15 protein-coding genes are annotated in these 19,437 nt (G+C 44.5%); 9 read left to right on the plus strand and 6 right to left on the minus strand.

Translation table 11 applies throughout. The features are described from left to right. Positions 1–19: 19 nt before the first annotated feature. Positions 20–2,104, minus strand: a complete 2,085-nt coding sequence (locus ACP7AA_RS05185; RefSeq protein WP_426222826.1) for a hypothetical protein — start codon at positions 2,102–2,104, stop codon at positions 20–22. Positions 2,105–2,586: 482 nt separating this feature from the next. On the opposite strand from ACP7AA_RS05185, the gene ggt reads away from it, so the two are divergent. From ggt to cysE, 8 genes are all read left to right on the plus strand, one after another. Then, positions 2,587–4,563, plus strand: coding sequence for a gamma-glutamyltransferase (ggt, locus tag ACP7AA_RS05190; RefSeq protein ID WP_426222827.1), 1,977 nt, complete (start codon positions 2,587–2,589; stop codon positions 4,561–4,563). 202 nt (positions 4,564–4,765) lie between these two features. Then, positions 4,766–6,013, plus strand: coding sequence for an NAD(P)/FAD-dependent oxidoreductase (locus ACP7AA_RS05195; protein WP_426222828.1), 1,248 nt, complete (start codon positions 4,766–4,768; stop codon positions 6,011–6,013). Between the two features lie 102 nt (positions 6,014–6,115). Continuing rightward, positions 6,116–6,244, plus strand: a complete 129-nt coding sequence (locus ACP7AA_RS05200) for a hypothetical protein (protein WP_426222829.1) — start codon at positions 6,116–6,118, stop codon at positions 6,242–6,244. A 90-nt stretch (positions 6,245–6,334) separates the two neighbouring features. After that, a complete protein-coding gene (gene dnaE, locus ACP7AA_RS05205; RefSeq protein ID WP_426222830.1) occupies positions 6,335–10,054 on the plus strand; it encodes a DNA polymerase III subunit alpha in 3,720 nt (1,239 codons plus the stop codon). A 55-nt stretch (positions 10,055–10,109) separates the two neighbouring features. Further along, the gene (locus ACP7AA_RS05210) at positions 10,110–10,487 is read left to right on the plus strand and encodes an Hpt domain-containing protein (protein WP_426222831.1); all 378 of its coding nucleotides are present in this window, start codon (positions 10,110–10,112) and stop codon (positions 10,485–10,487) included. Then, complete coding sequence (locus ACP7AA_RS05215; protein WP_426222832.1) at positions 10,487–11,392, plus strand: RNA methyltransferase; 906 nt, start codon at positions 10,487–10,489, stop codon at positions 11,390–11,392. The genes ACP7AA_RS05210 and ACP7AA_RS05215 overlap by 1 nt, the downstream gene beginning before the upstream one ends. Before the next feature lie 183 nt (positions 11,393–11,575). Beyond that, on the plus strand, positions 11,576–12,019 hold the full coding sequence (locus ACP7AA_RS05220) for a YtoQ family protein (RefSeq protein ID WP_201618578.1): 444 nt from the start codon (positions 11,576–11,578) through the stop codon (positions 12,017–12,019). A gap of 200 nt (positions 12,020–12,219) precedes the next feature. Beyond that, positions 12,220–13,080 carry a serine O-acetyltransferase gene (cysE, locus tag ACP7AA_RS05225; protein WP_426222980.1) on the plus strand — a complete coding sequence of 287 codons (861 nt, stop codon included), beginning with the start codon at positions 12,220–12,222 and terminating at the stop codon, positions 13,078–13,080. A gap of 124 nt (positions 13,081–13,204) precedes the next feature. Here the strand turns inward: cysE and ACP7AA_RS05230 are convergent, their stop codons facing one another. Beyond that, positions 13,205–13,750: a DUF924 family protein gene (locus ACP7AA_RS05230; protein ID WP_426222833.1), complete on the minus strand. Its 546-nt coding sequence runs from the start codon at positions 13,748–13,750 to the stop codon at positions 13,205–13,207. Positions 13,751–13,909: 159 nt separating this feature from the next. Here ACP7AA_RS05230 and ACP7AA_RS05235 point away from each other — a divergent pair, with 159 nt between their 5' ends. Further along, on the plus strand, positions 13,910–14,644 hold the full coding sequence (locus ACP7AA_RS05235) for a glucose 1-dehydrogenase (protein ID WP_426222834.1): 735 nt from the start codon (positions 13,910–13,912) through the stop codon (positions 14,642–14,644). A gap of 104 nt (positions 14,645–14,748) precedes the next feature. On the opposite strand, the gene ACP7AA_RS05240 is transcribed toward ACP7AA_RS05235, so the two are convergent. The 4 genes from ACP7AA_RS05240 to ACP7AA_RS05255 all read right to left on the minus strand — a co-directional run bounded on the left by ACP7AA_RS05240 (position 14,749) and on the right by ACP7AA_RS05255 (position 19,398). Beyond that, positions 14,749–15,270: a 2-amino-4-hydroxy-6-hydroxymethyldihydropteridine diphosphokinase gene (locus ACP7AA_RS05240; RefSeq protein WP_426222835.1), complete on the minus strand. Its 522-nt coding sequence runs from the start codon at positions 15,268–15,270 to the stop codon at positions 14,749–14,751. 1 nt (position 15,271) lies between these two features. Beyond that, positions 15,272–15,682, minus strand: a complete 411-nt coding sequence (gene folB / locus ACP7AA_RS05245) for a dihydroneopterin aldolase (RefSeq protein WP_201628514.1) — start codon at positions 15,680–15,682, stop codon at positions 15,272–15,274. Between the two features lie 81 nt (positions 15,683–15,763). Next, positions 15,764–16,726, minus strand: a complete 963-nt coding sequence (gene rarD, locus ACP7AA_RS05250) for an EamA family transporter RarD (RefSeq protein ID WP_413500442.1) — start codon at positions 16,724–16,726, stop codon at positions 15,764–15,766. Between the two features lie 329 nt (positions 16,727–17,055). Then, positions 17,056–19,398, minus strand: a complete 2,343-nt coding sequence (locus tag ACP7AA_RS05255) for a bifunctional prephenate dehydrogenase/3-phosphoshikimate 1-carboxyvinyltransferase (protein WP_426222836.1) — start codon at positions 19,396–19,398, stop codon at positions 17,056–17,058. Between the last annotated feature and the right edge of the window lie 39 nt (positions 19,399–19,437).

Below are 19,437 nucleotides of genomic sequence, written 5' to 3' on the forward strand. Positions count from 1 at the left end.
CTATCATCAAACGAGGGGCTTAAAACAAGGTGTCTTCTGCTGTGTCTGTGGCATCATCATCAGCATAATCCACACTTTCCTCAGTTACTCCTGCCTCAGTTGCTTCCACATAATCATAACGCGCATAACGTGCTTTCTCTAACCTCTCTTTTTGCTGACGCTGTGCTGCAAGCCAAGCATTGCCATCGATAGCGACCGGTGCCTCTGCGCCAAAAGACTGTGCCAACAATGTCGCTAATGGGTGTTTATTAAAGCTGGCATTATCATAGCGCGTCTGATTCAAGACCGTGTTTTGTGAACCAAAAAAGTCACTGCCGATATTGGTTCGTTGCTGTTTTGCCAATAAATGGTCTGAGCCATCTAAATAATAGTAATTAATATGATTAAAAGAAATAGGACTCACCGCTTCTATCAGCTGTAGCAATCCGCCAACATCTGCACTTTGATAGCCTTTGTTATATAATTCCATCTTAGCAATCGCAGCTTTCAACACATGATCATCAGGATAGTTTTGTGGGTTTTGGTCAATATGCTTTTGCAGCGAGCGTGAGATGTTTTTAAATATTTTGCCTATCATCTCGCCGCTTTGACGACTGCCAAAATAGACTTTAACCGCCCTATCAGCGCCTACCTCTTTAGCAAACTCATCATCCCGTATATCTACAGCACTGAAATATTCTGGCTCTAATTCCGCCATACTGTTTTGTACGGCGTTAATGACCGCATCATAAATAACGCTTGGCGGTATTTGAGCAATAGAAGTAACCGCTTCAGGTAAACCAAAATTCACCGTATGGGTAGTCATTTGCTCGGGTAACGGCGTATGCTCAGGATTGGCTAGCGCCAAGATAGGCATCAATGCCGATGGATCGATCGTCGCTGCCGCTTTGTTAAAATCAAGAGCAAGCGGTAGTTGAATCGATGAATGGATGGTCGGCGCAACATAGTCGTAGCTGTAGACACTCTGTAGCTGCTTTTGTTTGGGCTTATAATGACTCACGCTATTGAGAGTCAGGTATTGATAATGGTAGGCATTCATTGCCTGAACTTGTTCAGGGGTACGGATAAACATATTGATAAGATTGGTCATCAAACTCGGATAAGCACGAACAGCGTTTTCATCTTGAATACCCTTTGCCGTTTTACTGGCTTGCATGTCTTCATAGTTACGTAACCAATCTTTTGATTTGACGCGACTTAAATTAGATAACAAACCACCAGCGTCGCTTTCGTATGGACTATCATCTCTCTGATTGCCGTATTCATTGTAGCCATTCTCGTCATAGCCCTCTGTATCGTAACCATACTTATCGTGACCATATTCATCATAACCTTCACTATCATAGCCATATTCGTCGTAGCCGTTTTGATCATAACCTTCCTCATCATAGCCATTTTGATCATAGCCATACTCATCGTAATGACGCTCTTCTTCGGCAGTGCGCGCAGCGACGGCGGCAGCCACCGCTTCAAAGGCAGAATCGCCACTATAAACCTGATCGTTATCCTCAATATCATTATAGCCGTCAATGTCTTCTTCGACCGCCGCCTCATCTGCTTCTGCTAGATTTTCATACTCATTAATATCTTCATCAGTAGCACTGTTATAAAGATACAGCTCGAGCAATGTTCTAAAAAAACTGCTTGAGCCAGCGTCAATACTATCGGCTTTAATATAGGGAGTTGAATGATAATTAGCCTGTGATACTGACACGTGCTCCGTCGCTAAATGCTGACGAATAGCGCTCAGTAGACGTGCCTTAGCTTGCACTTCTGGGTTTGGGCTTTTAGTTTGGTCAAATAAACGCTGATAACGTTCAGCATTCTTATCCAATTTGTTATTAAACATTTTGCCCTGAGTTTGGTTTTGCTGAGTATCAGCAATACTAAAATCTATGCCTGTCATGGATAAATTGGACTGTGATGATAAGCCTGTCGTCGTTTGACAACCCATTAACGTCACGGTGGCACTTGCAGCAGTAAGCGTATAAAGCACACAGACAGCAAACTTAGTAGAAGACCTTTTATAATTTGTGAATGATTGAGCTACCAAGCTTTGAAAATGAGGCGGCAAGGTGCGTTTAGAAGAGCTAAGCGGTGACATAAAAATCCCTTTATCCAAGCTGATAAACAATTGTGAAGGCAGTATTAAGGCTGCTATTTATAACACAATATATTACAGATTAGTAACGCAAAGGAATTATTTTCAGCAAAAATGATAAGCTGCTTAGATAAATATTGAAGCGCTCTCAATTCTCTAAAAGCTAATGCATTGTTGTTATTGTAAAAATTAAAAAATCGCCATCAAATATGCTCTTTCTGTATAAAAGGGTCTTTACCACAAGCAAATATGCGCTTTATAGTTTTCATTAATAATGTCTAAGCCTTTGGTACAATCTAAAATTTGACGATTGGTTTACTCATAATAACCTCTAGAGATTTTGCTAAAGTAAAGCTCATAACAAATTTTCGTTGTCATACAATGATGAATATTTGCATTATTTTTAGTTGAAGCAATTTGTGTATTTCATGAATAGCAAGCACAATAAGACCTTATCTTCTTATCTACGTAAAAAGGAATTTACGATGCGCCAATCACTCTCAAAAATCCATCAAAACGTTCACGGTGATACTTCTCGTTATAAAACAAAAATCAAAACTGCTATCTTATTGATAAGCAGCACTCTATTAATTTCTGTCTCTGCTTATGCCGCAGAAACCAAACCTACGACCGCAAAAACCACTATTAATCCAACCTCGATTAATACCAGTGCGATTAATTTAGCGATTATGTCTGATAATCCGACTGTATTGTCCGAGACTCAGCGCATTACAAAATCGAAATCCTCTACTCTAGCGCCCACTACCGCCACAGGCACAGCCGTCGTTAGTGGCAAGACAGCCAAAACCGACCAAGCTATCTACTCAGCTGACGCCATTCATCACCCTGTTTGGGCAAAAAACGGCATGGTCGCCACCCAAGAAGCGCTTGCCTCTGATATCGGCTTAAAGATTTTAAAAGATGGCGGTAATGCTGTTGATGCCGCTGTCGCCGTTGGCTTTGCGTTAGCGGTTACGTTGCCGCGTGCGGGCAACATCGGCGGTGGTGGATTTATGATGATTTATGACGCTAAGCAAGGCAAAACGGTTGCACTCGACTATCGCGAAAAAGCGCCGAGTAGCGCCTCGCGTGATATGTATCTCGATAAAGACGGCAATGCGGTCAGTGATTTATCCCGCTATCATGGTTTAGCCGTTGGCGTGCCGGGCACCGTAGCAGGCTTACTTAAAGCATTGGAAGATCACGGCACCATGAGTCGCGGACAAGTCATGGCTTCAGCGATTGCATTAGCAGAAAACGGTATTGAAGTCACCGCTGGCTTATCCGAATCATTAGAAGCGTTGAGTGAGCGTCTACAAAAATGGCCAAGTACCAAAAAAATATTTTTTAAACCAGATGGCAGCGCCTATCAGCCGGGTGAGCTACTACGTCAACCTGAGCTGGCAAAGTCACTTAAACTGATTGCCGCAAAAGGGTCTGATGGTTTTTATAAAGGCGAAACCGCGCGTAAATTGGTCAAAGCCGTCAATGAAGCAGGCGGCAACATGAGCTTGCAAGACTTAGCCAATTACAGGGCGATTGCTCGCGTGCCCGTTAAAGGCGATTATCGTGGCTATGAGATTGTATCCATGCCGCCGCCGTCCTCTGGTGGTATCCATATCGTGCAGATTTTAAATATCTTAGAAGGCTATCCATTAAAAGACTACGGTCAAAACAGCGCACAAACCATTCATTTAATGAGCGAGGCGATGCAATTAGCTTACGCCGATCGCGCAGAATATTTAGGAGATACTGACTTTATTGACGTGCCTGCCAGCGGTTTAACCTCACAAGCTTATGCCGACAAACTACGTAGCTTAATTAATCCTAATAAAGCCACACCCGCAGCAACGATTAAAGCGAATAATCCCTTACCATACGAGAGCGATCAAACCACGCATTTTTCTATCGTTGATAAAGACGGCAATGCTGTAGCCAATACTTATACGCTGAATTTTTCTTATGGCACAGGGCTTGTCGCTGAAGGGACAGGGATTTTGTTAAATAATGAGATGGATGATTTTTCTGCCAAACCCGGCGTGCCCAATGGTTATGGTTTAATCGGCGGCGATGCCAATGCGGTCGAGGCCAATAAACGTCCGTTGTCTTCGATGAGCCCAACGCTGGTATTTAAAGACAGCAAACCTTATATCGTTACCGGCAGCCCGGGTGGTAGCCGCATTATCACTACCGTCACGCAAGTCATCTCAAACGTCATTGACCACGATATGAATATCGCTGAAGCCACACACGCGCCGCGCATTCATGACCAATGGCTACCCGATGAGATTCGTATCGAAAAAGCGCTAAATATCGATACGATTAAAAAGCTCGAGTCAATGGGACATAAGGTCAATCCACAAGCAGCCATGGGCTCAACCCAGTCGATTATGATTACGCCAAACGGTGTTTACGGCTCATCCGACCCACGTATCGTCGATGCTGCAGTGGTGGGGTATTGATTTAGCTTTGCAATACTAAATGCTATTTGGCAAAAAGGCTAAATGCGTTTGGCGAAACTGAATAAGTATCATCTTTATAAAATGAGTACCATCTTTATAAATTACTTGAACTGTTAGCTGACGGCACTATGCTAGCCATAGCCGCCGTTCGGCGCTGTTTCAATAACAGTCATCTCAGTCGAGAGATTCATCGAGAACCTTTATGAGCACCCCAAATTTCGACTTACATATTATTGGCGGCGGTATTATTGGACTGGTAACGGCTGTGACCTTGCAAGCACGAGGGGCAAAGGTCGCCCTACTAGAGGCCAATGAAGTTGGACAAGGCGCGTCATTTGGTAACGCAGGACATATCGCCCCAGAGCATGTGTTTCCGATTGCCGATGCCAGTATGCTGCGTCATATTCCAGCCATGTTATTGAATCCAACAGGTCCACTGCGCATAGATTGGCGCTATCTGCCACGCTTGACGCCTTGGGCCATTCAGCTGCTGATGAATATGCGCCCTGAGCCATTTGCCCGTATTCATCAAGCGCTATTAAGCTTAAATAATAATTGCCTACCAGCATGGTTAGACTTTGCCCATCAGTGGCAGTTAGATGATTGGATACAAGTGAAAGGCGCGTTATTAACAGTCGAAAAAGTCAGTAGCTTAGACTCTCTAAAGACCCATGGTAAACGCCTTAATGATGTCGGCGTAGCTAATGAGTTATTGACAAAAGAGCGCCTTTTAGAATATGAACCCGCTTTACAAGATAACCAATTAGCGGCGTTATTTTTCCCCAATACAGGCCATATCACCAACTTAACAGCGGTCATCGACCAGCTTAGTAGCACCTTTAGAAAATTAGGCGGTCACATTATCGAGCATTGCCGCGTCCTTGAAACGAAGACCAATATCGATGGTATTCATTTAACGACCAATCAAGGTGATATCGTAGCTTCCAAAGTGATGTTAGCAGCAGGCGCGCATTCTAAAACCTTGGCCAAACAGTTAACAGGCGTCACGGTTCCGCTAGATACTGAGCGCGGTTATCACTTAATGTTACCTCATGAAAGCGCACGCTTACAGATGCCCGTAACCAGTCTAGATCGGCGCTTTGTGATGACACCGATGCAAGAAGGCTTGCGCTTGGCGGGTACAGTGGAATATGCGGGACTTGATGCCCCTGCTAATATGCAGCGGGCGCACATACTCTTACAACACGCACAGCCCATGTTAAAAACGCCATTAAATTCGGCTGATAGTGTGCCATGGATGGGCTTTCGACCATCGACATCAGATTCCTTACCAGTTATCGATAATATTGAGCGGGTGTTTTTAAACTTTGGTCATCAGCATTTAGGCTTGACGCAAGCGGTCGTTAGCGCACAAATAATCGCAGCATACTATTTTGATGAAGCGCACGCTATCGACCCAAAACCCTATCAACTTGCCCGCTTTACATAGACAGCTTATGAAAGGCTTATCGATTAAGAAAAACCTACCGACATATCTTTAAGCATAATAGTTTTGAGCACAATAGTTTATTGCTAAGCAGACCTATTCTCAATGTCGGTCACCTGGCTGTTAGGCGTTGAATCAGTGGCTGTTATGGGTAAAGAATGCTATTATTATCCGTTAAGATTAGAAGACTTAAACCAAGCGATTAATCGCTTGTCGCCGCATCAATACTGCTAAAGCTTTGTAAATGAGCTTGCAATGTGCCATGTCTTCTAACCTTTTCTCTTAGCACCACACCCTTTTTGATCGCATCCGTAAGAGTCCTCTATGGCATTTGTACACCTTGGCATCCACAGCGAATATTCAATCACCGATTCTATCGTGCGCATAAAGCCGCTTATCAAAGCAGCGGCGGCAGACGACCAACGTGCGCTGGCATTGACCGATTTATCCAACCTTTATGCCACGGTGAAGTTTTATCGTGCCTGCTTAGGTGCAGGTATTAAGCCAATCATCGGCAGTGAAATCATTATGGATAATGAAGACACGCGCTTGGTTTTGCTGGCGATGGACAATGAGGGCTATCAAAACATCACCCGCATCGTATCGCTTGGCTTTACCGAAGGGCGCGCCGATGCTGCCAATCATGGGGTGCCCGTCGTTGAGCGTCGCCATGTTTTAGAGCACGCGGCTGGTGTCATTGTTTTATTTACTGAAAAATCTGATGTCGGGCAAGCACTGGTCAGCTCCATGCCAGAAAAAGCTGACGAGCTGCTGACCGAATGGCAAGCGCAGTTCGATGATCGCTTATATTTTGCTATCAAGCGCACCAACCGCTCAGGTGAAGACGCTTTTATTAAAGCGGCTATTCACTCAGGTGCCAAGCATCGTATTCCTATTATTGCCCATAATGATGTGCGCTTTTTAGAACAAGATGATTTTGATGCTCATGAGGCGCGCGTCTGTATTGCAGGCTCGTATGTACTTGCTGACCCCAATCGTCCACGACTGTATTCAGATGAGCAATATCTTAAAACCCAAGCACAAATGGCACAACTATTTGCCGATATTCCGCAGGTAATTGACAATACTTTGCGCTTAGCAACCCGCTGTAACGTGACTTTGACACTCGGCATTAACGTCCTACCTGAATTCCCCGTACCTGAAGGCGAGACGATTGAATCATTTTTCCGCGCCGAATCAATACGCGGTCTTAATCATCGACTGGACAAGCTATTTCCGATTGAATCGCGTACTGACAACTGGAGCGACTTTCGCCAAAAATACGATGAGCGCTTAGAATACGAGCTCGAAGTTATCTTATCCATGGGCTTCCCCGGTTACTTCTTAATCGTGATGGACTTTATCCGCTGGGCAAAAGCCAATGGCGTGCCGGTTGGCCCGGGTCGTGGTTCTGGTGCTGGCTCGCTCGTCGCTTATGCGCTAAATATTACCGACCTCGACCCCATTCATTACGACTTACTCTTTGAGCGCTTCTTAAACCCTGAGCGTGTCTCAATGCCCGATTTCGATATTGACTTTTGTATTGAAGGTCGCGACCGCGTCATTGATTATGTGGCGCAAACTTATGGCCGTGAAGCGGTGTCGCAGATTATTACCTTTGGTACCATGGCAGCAAAAGCGGTGGTACGAGATGTGGCGCGGGTACAAAGTAAATCGTACTTCCTTGCCAGCAAATTATCCAAATTGATTCCAAAAACACCTGGTATCACGCTCAGTCAGGCGCTTGAGCAAGAGCCGCAGCTTAAAGACTTAATCTCCAATCCTGACAATATGGATTATGAAGATGCCATTGAGATTTGGGAGATGGCGATTAAGCTGGAAGGTGTGTGTCGAAACGTCGGTAAACATGCCGGTGGCGTACTAATCGCCCCGCATAAAATCACCGATTTTAGCGCCATCTATTGTGATGACGATGGCCACCGTGTCAGCCAGTTTGATAAAGATGATGTCGAAGCCGTTGGGCTGGTAAAGTTTGACTTTTTGGGTCTGCGTAACTTAACGGTCATTAACGCTGCTGTTGAAAACATCAACCTACGCCGCGCCAAAGAAGGCAAAGACCCGCTTGTATTAGAAGATTTGCCGTTAGATGATAAAAAAGCCTATAAGCTCTTGCAAGATGCTAAGACCACTGCCGTCTTTCAGCTAGAAAGTATGGGTATGAAAAAGTATCTGGCAAAATTACAACCGACCAATATTGAAGACGTCATCGCCATGTGCGCGCTATATCGTCCGGGTCCGCTCGATGCAGGCATGGTAGAGATGTATATCGACCGTAAACATGGTCGCGAGGAAGTCATTTATGACCATCCAAACCTTGAGCCGATTTTAGAAAATACCAACGGCGTTATTGTCTATCAAGAACAGGTGATGCAAATCTCGCAGGTTATGGCAGGTTATAGCTTGGGCGGCGCTGATATGCTACGCCGCGCCATGGGTAAAAAGAAACCTGAAGAAATGGCTAAGCAGCGCGATATTTTTGTCACAGGTGCTACGGCGCAAGGTATTGATGAAGCGACGTCAGGCGGCGTGTTTGACTTGATGGAAAAGTTTGCCGGTTACGGTTTTAACCGCTCGCATTCTGCCGCTTATGGCGTGCTTGCTTATCAGACCGCTTATTTAAAGCAATACTACCCTGCCGAATTTATGGCAGCCGTCCTAACGTCCGATATGAACAACACCGATAACGTGGTGTTCTTTATCAATGACTGCCGTGAAAACTTTGAGTTAACCGTCGTCAATCCATCGGTAAATCGTAGTGAATGGCATTTCGTTGCTGATACGCCGACCAATATTATTTATGGCTTGGGTGCAATTAAAGGCGTTGGTGAAGGTGCCGTCGAGTCTATCGTCGCTGCACGCCGCACGGATGGCCCGTTTAAAGACTTATACGACTTTTGCCGCCGCGTTGATATTAAAAAGGTTAACAAACGCACGCTTGAAGCCTTGGTCAGTGCTGGCTGTTTTGATGACTTTGCGGCAACCTTACGTCCAGACTTGCCAGCCGATGAAGCATACGAGATTCGCGGCGCGCTAATGAGTCAGTTGCCAAGCGCCGTACAAGCGGCGGAACAAGATCGTCAAAACCGTGAAATCGGTATGATGGACTTATTTGGTGAAATGGATGGTGTCGTTGCTGCGCCGCCACTCGTTATGACGCAGGAGCTGATTTGGGGTGATAAGCACCGCCTAAAAGCGGAAAAAAACACCTTAGGTCTCTATTTAACGGGACATCCTATCGATGAATATCGTGAGGAGCTGAAACGTTATACCTCAGGCGCCCGTCTTGATAAGCTGACAGATACCGGCTATAACGGCAGCTGCTACTTTGCCGGTTTGATTATTGATATTGCCAATTTTGGTACGCGTAACGTCATTACCTTAGACGATGGCACGTCACGCTTAGAGGTCAGCTGTTATGCCGAGCGCTTTAACCGTGTCAAAGAGCAATTAAAAATTGATGAAGTGGTCATCATTAAAGGCAGTATTCGTGAGCGTGACGGACGCCTGTTTGCTCGTCTTGATAATGCCATGAGCATGGTTGATGCACGCTTGCGTTGGCTGAAAAAAATCAGCATCAAAGTCCATGGCAGTGATATTAATCTGCTGACACGTATGCAGCCGCTGCTCAAATCCGCCCAAGCAGACATCATACCAGCGCCGCGCTTGTCTTATAACGATGAGCAGGACGAGCAAGGTAATAATGGTGGCGGTAACGGTGCTTATGACCCATCGATGGGTGGCAGCCTATATGATGAAGATGGCAATGATTTATTAGCGCTAGAAAATGACATGCATCAAGATGCACTACATCAAAATGGCAATGGCTATGCCAATAATGCCCTTAGCAATACCGATGCCTCTATTAATGATAATTGCCTACCGCTTGGGTTGAGCATTTATGAAGAATACGGCATTGCCAATGTAGGACTATCTGAGCATTGGCGCGTCTATCCTAACGATGATAACTTACAGCAATTAAAGAGCATGGTTAGCGAAGACAATTTGCACTTTCATTATAGTTAACCTGATTGTTAGTTAACTTAATTGCTGTAACTTTTACTTTATTGGACACATGATCATGACTGAAAACCCTAATAATAATATGAATGCTCAACTTAATGAAATTATCAATGACGAGCAGTTTGATGACATGCGTGACTTGTTGGAAGAAGAATTTGTTGACTTGATACAAGTGTATTTTACCGACAGTCAGCAGCGCATTGCCGACTTAAGAAGCGCGCAGCAAAAAGATGACAACGCCAATGGCTATGAAATTGCTCATGCGCTAAAAGGCGCCAGTGCCAATTTGGGCGCAACCCAATTGATGCATCTTAGTGGGCAGTTACAAGAGGCTTGCCGCGAGCGTCTTATCAGCGACAAAGCGGAACTTATTGAAGCGGTTGCAGTAGCGTTGCAACGTGTTGAGCAAGAAATAAACCAAAGACTGGGGTTGTAATGAATCACGATTCTTCCTCAATCTTAGCAGCCGCAACCGTCAATCATACGGTAAGCGACTATTTGTCTTGTGTGCAAATCGTCATGGTCAATACCACGTTGCCTGCCAATATAGGCTCAGCAGCACGCGCCATGCACACTATGGGTTTATCGCGTTTGACTGTCATTGACCCTAAGCTGCCCATTGATGAGACCAGTGTCTCTCATGCGGCGGGTGGTAGCGATTTGTTATCATCAGCGACTATAGCGCCGACGTTAGAATCAGCAATAGCGGATTGCCAGTTGGTATTTGCGGCCAGCAGTCGTAGCCGTCATTTACCGCGCCCTGTGGTGACGCCAACGCAAGCTGCCAAAATCATGTTTGACTTTATCGATAAGCAAACCGCTCTCGATGTAGCCGATAATAATAAAAATACTAAATTGAGTGAAAATGCTCAATCTACAAATAAGCCAAATATTGCTATCTTATTTGGGCGTGAAGACCGCGGATTGACCAATGAAGAATTGGCTTACGCTGATTATCATATTCAAATTGATGCCAATCCTGCATATCCAGTGCTTAACGTAGCTTCAGCCGTGCAAGTGATTGCCAGCTTTATCTTTGCTTATGCGCAGACCCATAATCAAGCGACTACCAACAGCCTAGATAATGATAAAAATGCAGCGGTTCAGCCAACATTAGATGTTCATCTACGGCAACAATGGGATGAACCCGCCATTAGCCAGCAGCAATTACAGCAGCTGACTCAGCGCACGACTGAATTGATGGTTCAACGCGGACTGGCCGATAGTGAAAACCTAAAGTCTTTACCGTCGCGCCTATCACGACTGGGCTCACGCTTACAGCTTGATCAAAAAGAATATCAGCTATTAAGCGCTTTAATTGCTAAGCTTGCAAAAGATTAAAGCGTCTTATCCACAGTTTTTAGGGCGTTGATCTTTTGGCATTGCCAACAGTAGGCTTACTGTTTTGCAAGTTCTACTGTTTTGCAAGTTCTACTGTTTTGCAAGTTCTACTGTTTTGTAAGTACTGCTGTTTTGTAAGTGCTATGATTTAATAGTGAATTTAATAATAAAAAGGAGTGAACAGTGAATTGGACGGTTTATTTATCTGGAGAAATACACAGCGACTGGCGACAAAAAATTATGCAAGGCGCGAAAGAGCATGGTCTTGCTATTACCTTTACCTCAGCTGTTACTGACCATGAAGCCAGCGACGCGGCTGGTGATGTGTTGGGTGAAAATGACAATGGATTCTGGCGTGACCATCAGTCATCAAAGGTGAATGCAATTCGTACCAAAAATATGATGCAAAAATGTGATATCGCTATCATTCGCTTTGGCGATAAATACAAACAATGGAACGCCGCATTTGATGCCGGCTACTGCGCCGCTTTGGGCAAGCCTTATATTACCTTGCATGCTGAAGATATTATTCATCCGCTAAAAGAAGTTGATGCGGCAGCCATGGCATGGGCGCAAACGCCTGAACAGGTTGTCGAGCTGTTAAAATATGTGACGAGTGATAATTAATTAGCATATATAGTCACATAGGATTGTTTGTAGACAAATCACCACTGACTGGCGTTTTATCTATGCATATTCTGTTTTAATTTATCACTCATCCCTATATTTTGTACTGTTAAACTGCTATAACTAAAAAGATTGTTATCAAAAATACGATAGGACGCCTTATGTCATTGCCAGCCAAATTGTTCAAATCGCTTGCCAGCATCAAAAAAGACCTAAAAGAAGATATCGATGCGGTATTCAACCGTGACCCAGCGGCACGGAATAGTCTGGAAGTCATCCTGACCTATCCTGGCATCCATGCGCTTGTCTTACATCGTGGCGCCCATTACCTTTGGAATCATGAACAAAAACTGGCGGCGCGCGCGATCTCCTATGGCTCACGCATCGTCACTGGTATCGAGATTCATCCTGCTGCCAAAATCGGTAGGCGCTTCTTTATTGACCACGGTGTCGGGGTTGTGATTGGCGAAACGGCAGAGATTGGTAATGATGTCACTCTATATCACGGCGTTACCCTTGGCGGTGTTTCGTGGAATAATGGCAAACGCCATCCAACGCTAGAAGATGGCGTGACAGTTGGTGCGGGCGCCAAAGTATTAGGACCATTTACCGTCGGTAAAAACGCTAAAATCGGCTCAAATGCGGTGGTGGTAAAACCTGTACCAGCAGGTGCGACGATGGTCGGTAGCGCGGCACGTATGATCTCAGACAATCACGATGAAAAAGGCAATCCCATCGCGACCAAAGTCCAAGATGCCAAACAGCAAGAAAAAGTCGCGCAAGCTGGCAGTACTGACAAAGACAAAGTATCGAATACCAAACGAACCACAACCTTTCAGGCTTACGGTATTGACCCTTTCTCTCAAGACCCTGTCGCAGAAGCCTTTGCTAAAATGCTTGAACATATCCAGCAATCAGAAAATCGATTAGATCAGTTGCAAAGCGCGATGTGCAAAATCGATCCTGACTTTTGCCGAAAGGAATACGACAAGCTGTGCTTAGAGGATTTAGATGTAATTGGTCGTGTTGATATGGATGCAGCAGGCGCTGAGCAGAAGTAAGCTGCTAGCTATCTTAGATACTAAATAATTAGATACTAAATAAAAAGAGGCCAAACAGCCTCTTTTTTTATGTTAACCAATTGATAAATAGTGTTTTATCTATTAGCTATTAAATAGATAATATCTATAAGAATGACGAGTCAGGCTGCGTCAAAAACTCTATTTCTTCGCCACTCGAAACCCGTCCTAAAATATCATTGCGATGCGGATAACGACCAAATCGATCGATAATGACTTTATGTTTCATCTCAGCCTCTACGGTATCGGCATTGGTATATTGCTCAAACAGGGTGACTGCTCGTTGATGAATCAGTTTTGACTCACTGTGCATATACGGCATAAGTACAAACTTACGCGCCTCTACAGTTTCAAGTATTTCTAATGTGCCAGCAGTAACCGCTTCTTGAGCGAGCGCCAATGCCATACTATCTTGAGCAAAGGCCGCTGGCGTATCACGATAAATATTTCGCGAGAACTGGTCTAATACAATAATTTCAGCCAACCTACCCTCAATACTACATCGCCATTCATATAACTCTGACGCCGCTGCTTGCTCGAGCAATTCACTGTATCGCTCGATTAATAACTTATCAAAATCTGCGTCTTTTTCAAAAAACTGTTGGCTACCGACCTCTTTAAAACAAAAATCTAATATCACTTTATACATCATTTTCTCAAACTCATTATCTGAAAGTATTATTTACAGGCTAAATTTAAAATTATTGTCTAAAAATATCGCATATCCGCTTATGGTTTCATATCCACTAATGAATATTCAGCCATCATGACTTATACTTTTCATTATCCATAAATAAAAATAGGAAATATCATGGCTCGTTTACAAGACAAAGTTATCATTATCACAGGCGCGGCTCAAGGGATGGGCGAAACTCATGCGCGTTTATGTATGGAAGAAGGTGCTAAAGTGGTATTCACCGACATCAATAGTGAAAAAGGCGATGCATTGGCAAAAGAGCTTGGTGATAACGCCCTCTTTATCAAGCATGATGTCACCAATGAAGACGATTGGGCACAAGTCGTTAAAGCAACCCAAGAAAAATTTGGTCAAATCGATGTCTTAGTCAATAATGCAGGTATCACGACGCACAAATCTATCTTAGACACCTTGGTAGCAGACTACCGCAAGATTCTAGAGATTAACCAAGTGTCGGTATTTTTAGGCATGAAAGCGGTTATTCCAACGATGAAAGCAGCCAAACAAGGCTCTATCATCAATATCTCATCTATTAATGGCTTAGTTGGCGGCGCTATCGGTTATACCGATTCTAAATTTGCGGTACGCGGTATGACCAAAGCCGCAGCATTGGAGTGCGCCCCTCATGGCATTCGCGTGAACTCCATTCATCCAGGCGTCATCGCTACTCCAATGATTATGCAAGGCGATACCAAAGATGCGGTTGAAGCTTTTGCCAAAACCATTCCAATGAGACGTGTGGCGCAGCCCGAAGAAGTCAGCGGCATGGTGCTATTCTTAGCGTCAGATGATTCAAGCTACTCAACCGGTTCAGAGTTTATCGTTGATGGTGGTTTAACGGCGCAATAAGACTCTTTGCGCTGAACCATGTAAATTTGATAAAAGCTGGGCAAAATGCCCAGCTTTTATTTTGAGGCACTTGAAGAAAGACATTATCCTTTAATAAACCCTTCTTAACCTTTTGAATAACTATTTAAAACTAACTCTTCAATCCCTGCTCTTTCATGGGCCTTAAATGGATATCTATCCGCCATTATTATCCATTCTTTGCTTAGGCTATTTTGTTTATCATCTAATTTTATTAGTAAAATATCGATATCCATGGTGACTATTTTTATAGGATTTTTTATTGACTCAGAGGAACGCTGTCTACCGCAATCACTTTCAAACTGCTTAAAGGTCTGCTGCAACTGCTGCAAGGTCATGGCAGATGTAAGGGTTAGATAAACACACTGATTGGTATAATCAGGTTTTGGCAGCTCAGGTGTCGCCGTAAAATCAGGGTTTTGAAACGCTGTTGATAGCTGTATCTCGCCTAAATCGGCTAATTTCTCTCGAATGAGCGATAAGTATTTTTCTGCTTGATAGTTACTACCCAAAGCCAATACCACCGCCGTCACAGAATGCGTTTGCAGCTGTTCAGGCGCACACTTTTTTAAGTCCTCAAGATTTAAATCGGCCAGATTTTTATGCATCTTACGCATCATCGCCTTTACTTGCAGTTGGCTTGTCAGCACCAGCTTTGGCATAACGGGTGATTTGCACCCCAACCGCATCAGCCTGCTGAATAGCAGTCGGCTTGGCAACGCTTAACGTAATTTTATGGCAGGTGTATTTTTCGAGCAGCTTATCAGCAATTTGCCCAGCCAAATGCTCTAGCAACTGTGCCTTAATTGCTTGGCACCATTCGCTCACATCATCACAGACCGCTTTGTAATTGAGCGCATCATGGACATCGTCTGAAACAGCAGCTTTACTAATATCTGTTTCAAGCGCTATATCAATTAGGAGCGGCTGCGTAATAGCGCGCTCCCACGCGTAAACACCAATGACTGCTTCTACTGTTAAGCCTTTGACAAACACCACATCAGATTCGGTATGAAACATGCGCTCATCCTTATTTATTAATTTTTTAACTGAGCTTTTTAATTTAAGTCTTTAGCCCAAAATTTTATTTACTTTGTTTTTTTACTTACTTTGCTGCAACGCTTCTTCGCGCAAGCGCTCGGCTTTTAACGCTTTACTAGGGCGATGACGCCACAAGTCAATGCTGAATAATAACAGCCCGAGCCAAATCAAACCAAAGACGGCTAAACGGTTTAAGTCAAAAGGCTCTTTATAATAAAATACCGCCAAGAAGAAAATAAAGGTCGGCGTCAGATAATTCATAAAGCTTAAAATACTATAAGCAACCAGTTTAGTCGATCTATTAAATAACAGTAACGGTATGAGCGTAATCGGACCTGCCAGCATCAATAACCAGATGTTTGGCGTAAACCAAAAGCTCAGCTGGCTACTAACCACATCCGCTTGCCAAAACCACCAAATGAAGATGGGTACCAGCATGGTAGTTTCAACAAACATCGCATCGACCGCAGTCAATGGCGTTTGGCGCTGAATGGTGCCATAAGTACTGAAGCTAAAGGCAAGAATGAGCGATAACCATGGCAGACTACCCAGCATGACCACTTGAATGACCACAGACAATAGCGCAAACCCAATCGCGACCCATTGCAGGGTACGCAGACGCTCTTTGAATAAAATCATCGATAGCGCCACCCCAACTAATGGCCCGATAAAATATCCTAAGCTCGCCTCAAGGATTTGATCGTGGTTGACCGCCCATACGTAAGTGAGCCAGTTGGTGGCGATAATAATACCTGACAAAAATGTCAACGCTATCCACTTTGGATTTTGCTTTAAAGTATCTATCCACTGCCAGCGCTTGGTCACGACCACGACGATGAGCAAACAGGCAAACGTCCAAACAATACGATGACCGATGATTTCTGTCGCGTTATAAGCGGCTAATTGTTTAAAATATAAAGGAAATGCGCCCCATATACAAAAAGCAATCAGCGCAGTGACGATACCACTTCGTGTGGTTTTAATGGGAACGACTGGTTTTTTGACAACATTTTGAGTAGTCATAAGGCAAGACAACTTAAATTAGAGCAAAGCGCGACCTCACCTAATGTTTATCAACAATGAAAACTTAGCGGTAAGAGCGCAGGGTTACTACATATAGGGTAGAAAGTAAAAAGCAATGCGTTAATACTATTTAAGTATCAACACATTGCTCACGACAACAACGTTAAAAAATATCTTTAAAACGACTTTTACATTAAGGTTTACAACTAACCTTTTAGATTTTATTGAATCCTGAAAGACAGCACTTTAAGATTCAATACTTCAAAAACCAAAATTCAAAAACCTATACTTTAAAAGCAAATAATAAGGCTTATCATATTAACATGGCATTAAGCTGCACCATTATCCACTTTAATAGACATACCAATTTGATTGGCAAGCTCAGCAAATCCTGGGAAACTGGTATTGACGGTTTCAACACCTTCGATGGTAATTTGCTTAGAAGCACGTAAGCTGGCAACCGCAAAGCTCATGGCAATACGATGATCATGATGCGAGATGATATGTCCGCCGCCAAAGACTGGCTGGCTGTTATTCACTTCATTAACATCAGCATTACTGCCATTACCTTCGATGCCCTTACCTTCAATAATCAGCCCGTCTTCAGTCACCATACAATCAATGCCTAGCGTTTGTAGACCATCTGCCATGACAGCAATACGATCCGACTCTTTCACGCGCAATTCTTTCGCACCGGTTAACACCGTGCGACCTTGGGCACAGCTAGCAGCAATAAATAACACTGGGAATTCATCAATCGCTAAAGGTACTAAATATTCTGGGATATCAATACCGACTAAGTTTGAACTACGAATAGTGATATCAGCGACTGGTTCGCCGCCGACATGGGTCTCATTACTTAAGCTGATATCAGCTTGCATCAGTTTTAAGATATCGATGATACCGGTACGCGTCGGATTGATACCGACTTGCGTTAGCGTCAACTCGCTACCCTGACTGATAGCCGCAGCGACCATAAAGAATGCCGCTGAAGAGATATCAGCAGGCACAGCAATATCACCACCTGTGAGCGTGCCGCCACCTTCGACGCTGACGCGATTGCCGTCAACCGTCACAGGATAACCAAAGGCTGATAGCATACGCTCGGTATGGTCACGGCTAACTTCCGGTTGAATGACAGTCGTGGTGCCTTTTGCCCAAAGCCCAGCCAGCAATAAGCAAGACTTGACCTGTGCAGACGCGACCGGCATATCATATTCCATACCTTGGAGAGGCTCACCAACATTCGCACGACCCGTAATACTCAGTGGCGCAGTACCATTATGACCGGTACTTTGAATTACTGCACCCATCTCACGTAACGGCGCGGCCACACGTTCCATCGGGCGCTTGTTTAGACTGGTATCACCGGTCAATACACTATCAAATGACTGCGCCGCTAAGATACCGGCTAGCAGACGCATACTGGTGCCTGAGTTACCCATATACAGCGGTGTCTTGCTTGGCTTTAAACCATTCATACCAACGCCATGGATGGTCAATTTTCCTTTATCAGGGCCTTCAATGCTCACACCCATATCACGAAACGCTTGCAAAGTGGCAAGCGCATCTTCACCTTCCAAAAATCCAGTGACGTTGGTGACACCTGTCGCAAGGCTACCAAGCATGATACTGCGATGCGAGATCGACTTATCACCAGGAATGGTAATGGTGCCAGAAACGGTGTTGCTAGGGGTAATATTATAAGAAGCTGACATGGCAGAAGTATCCGTATAAGGGGTGCTGGCTAACATATGGCCAAAATGTCGCCGTGCGGCTTGCGCGCGGCCCAAAAGTCCCATCAGGGCGGTTGAATCTTTATCAATAATAAGCTGGCGCATGGTCTGTAGATAAACGCCATACTCATCAAGGGCGCTCACAATGGCGCTTTGATTGGCAAAAAATATATCATGCCACATTTTAGGGTCGCTGGCAGCAATACGGCTGAAATCTCGAAAACCACCTGCGGCATAGCGAAACATATCTAAATTATCATCGTGACTTGCCAGCTGCTCAACCAAATTAAACGCCAGCAAATGCGGTAAATGACTGGTATGCGCCAATATCGCATCATGATGATCAGCCGCCATCGGCATGACAGTCGCACCTACCGCTTCCCATAACTGCCGTAGCTTAGCAATGGCGCTATCATTGGTCGTTGGTAGCTCGCAGATAATAACGCTATGATTGACGAATAGAGTGGCGCGCCTGGCATGATACCCTGAATTTTCAGCACCAGCAATCGGATGCGCGGGTACAAAGCCCGTTGGTAATGAGGTAAAGACCGCTTTTGCCGCCTCAATGATATTAACCTTGGTACTACAGACGTCGGTTATCATGCAATCAGTAGCAAGCTGTCCGTTATCCATCGCGGTTTTGATATCAACAAACACGGCCTCTACCGCTTGCACTGGCACGGCGATGACAATTAGGTCACTGCCTGATACCACTTCACTTAAGACGGCACTACCCGCATCTAGCAAACCTTGCTGAATGGCTTCGTCGATGCTCGGTGCATGTCTATCAACCGCCACCAAGCGCTCACTTAAACCATTGTCTTTGATGGCTTGGGCAAGACTTGCACCAATAAGCCCGAGACCAATGACACAAACTTGCTTAAATAACGGCGGCTGACTATGGATATTGCTAATATTATTTTTCTGGCGACTCACGGCGTTTCTCTTTCAACAAACCAACATCAGTAAGCGTAA

The organism is Psychrobacter sp. DWR1-2-3, assembly GCF_049896465.1.
GTDB classification, from domain to species: Bacteria; Pseudomonadota; Gammaproteobacteria; order Pseudomonadales; family Moraxellaceae; genus Psychrobacter; species Psychrobacter maritimus.

What these genes read in the sequence shown, in the direction of transcription:
- folB (WP_201628514.1), bottom strand. Translation starts at nt 15,682, where the DNA reads ATGTTTCATACCGAATCTGATGTGGTGTTTGTCAAAGGCTTAACAGTA.
- ACP7AA_RS05195 (WP_426222828.1), top strand. Translation starts at nt 4,766, where the DNA reads ATGAGCACCCCAAATTTCGACTTACATATTATTGGCGGCGGTATTATT.
- rarD (WP_413500442.1), bottom strand. Translation starts at nt 16,726, where the DNA reads ATGACTACTCAAAATGTTGTCAAAAAACCAGTCGTTCCCATTAAAACC.
- ACP7AA_RS05215 (WP_426222832.1), top strand. Translation starts at nt 10,487, where the DNA reads ATGAATCACGATTCTTCCTCAATCTTAGCAGCCGCAACCGTCAATCAT.
- ggt (WP_426222827.1), top strand. Translation starts at nt 2,587, where the DNA reads ATGCGCCAATCACTCTCAAAAATCCATCAAAACGTTCACGGTGATACT.
- dnaE (WP_426222830.1), top strand. Translation starts at nt 6,335, where the DNA reads ATGGCATTTGTACACCTTGGCATCCACAGCGAATATTCAATCACCGAT.
- ACP7AA_RS05240 (WP_426222835.1), bottom strand. Translation starts at nt 15,270, where the DNA reads ATGCATAAAAATCTGGCCGATTTAAATCTTGAGGACTTAAAAAAGTGT.
- ACP7AA_RS05185 (WP_426222826.1), bottom strand. Translation starts at nt 2,104, where the DNA reads ATGTCACCGCTTAGCTCTTCTAAACGCACCTTGCCGCCTCATTTTCAA.
- ACP7AA_RS05200 (WP_426222829.1), top strand. Translation starts at nt 6,116, where the DNA reads ATGTCGGTCACCTGGCTGTTAGGCGTTGAATCAGTGGCTGTTATGGGT.
- ACP7AA_RS05210 (WP_426222831.1), top strand. Translation starts at nt 10,110, where the DNA reads ATGACTGAAAACCCTAATAATAATATGAATGCTCAACTTAATGAAATT.
- ACP7AA_RS05230 (WP_426222833.1), bottom strand. Translation starts at nt 13,750, where the DNA reads ATGATGTATAAAGTGATATTAGATTTTTGTTTTAAAGAGGTCGGTAGC.
- ACP7AA_RS05235 (WP_426222834.1), top strand. Translation starts at nt 13,910, where the DNA reads ATGGCTCGTTTACAAGACAAAGTTATCATTATCACAGGCGCGGCTCAA.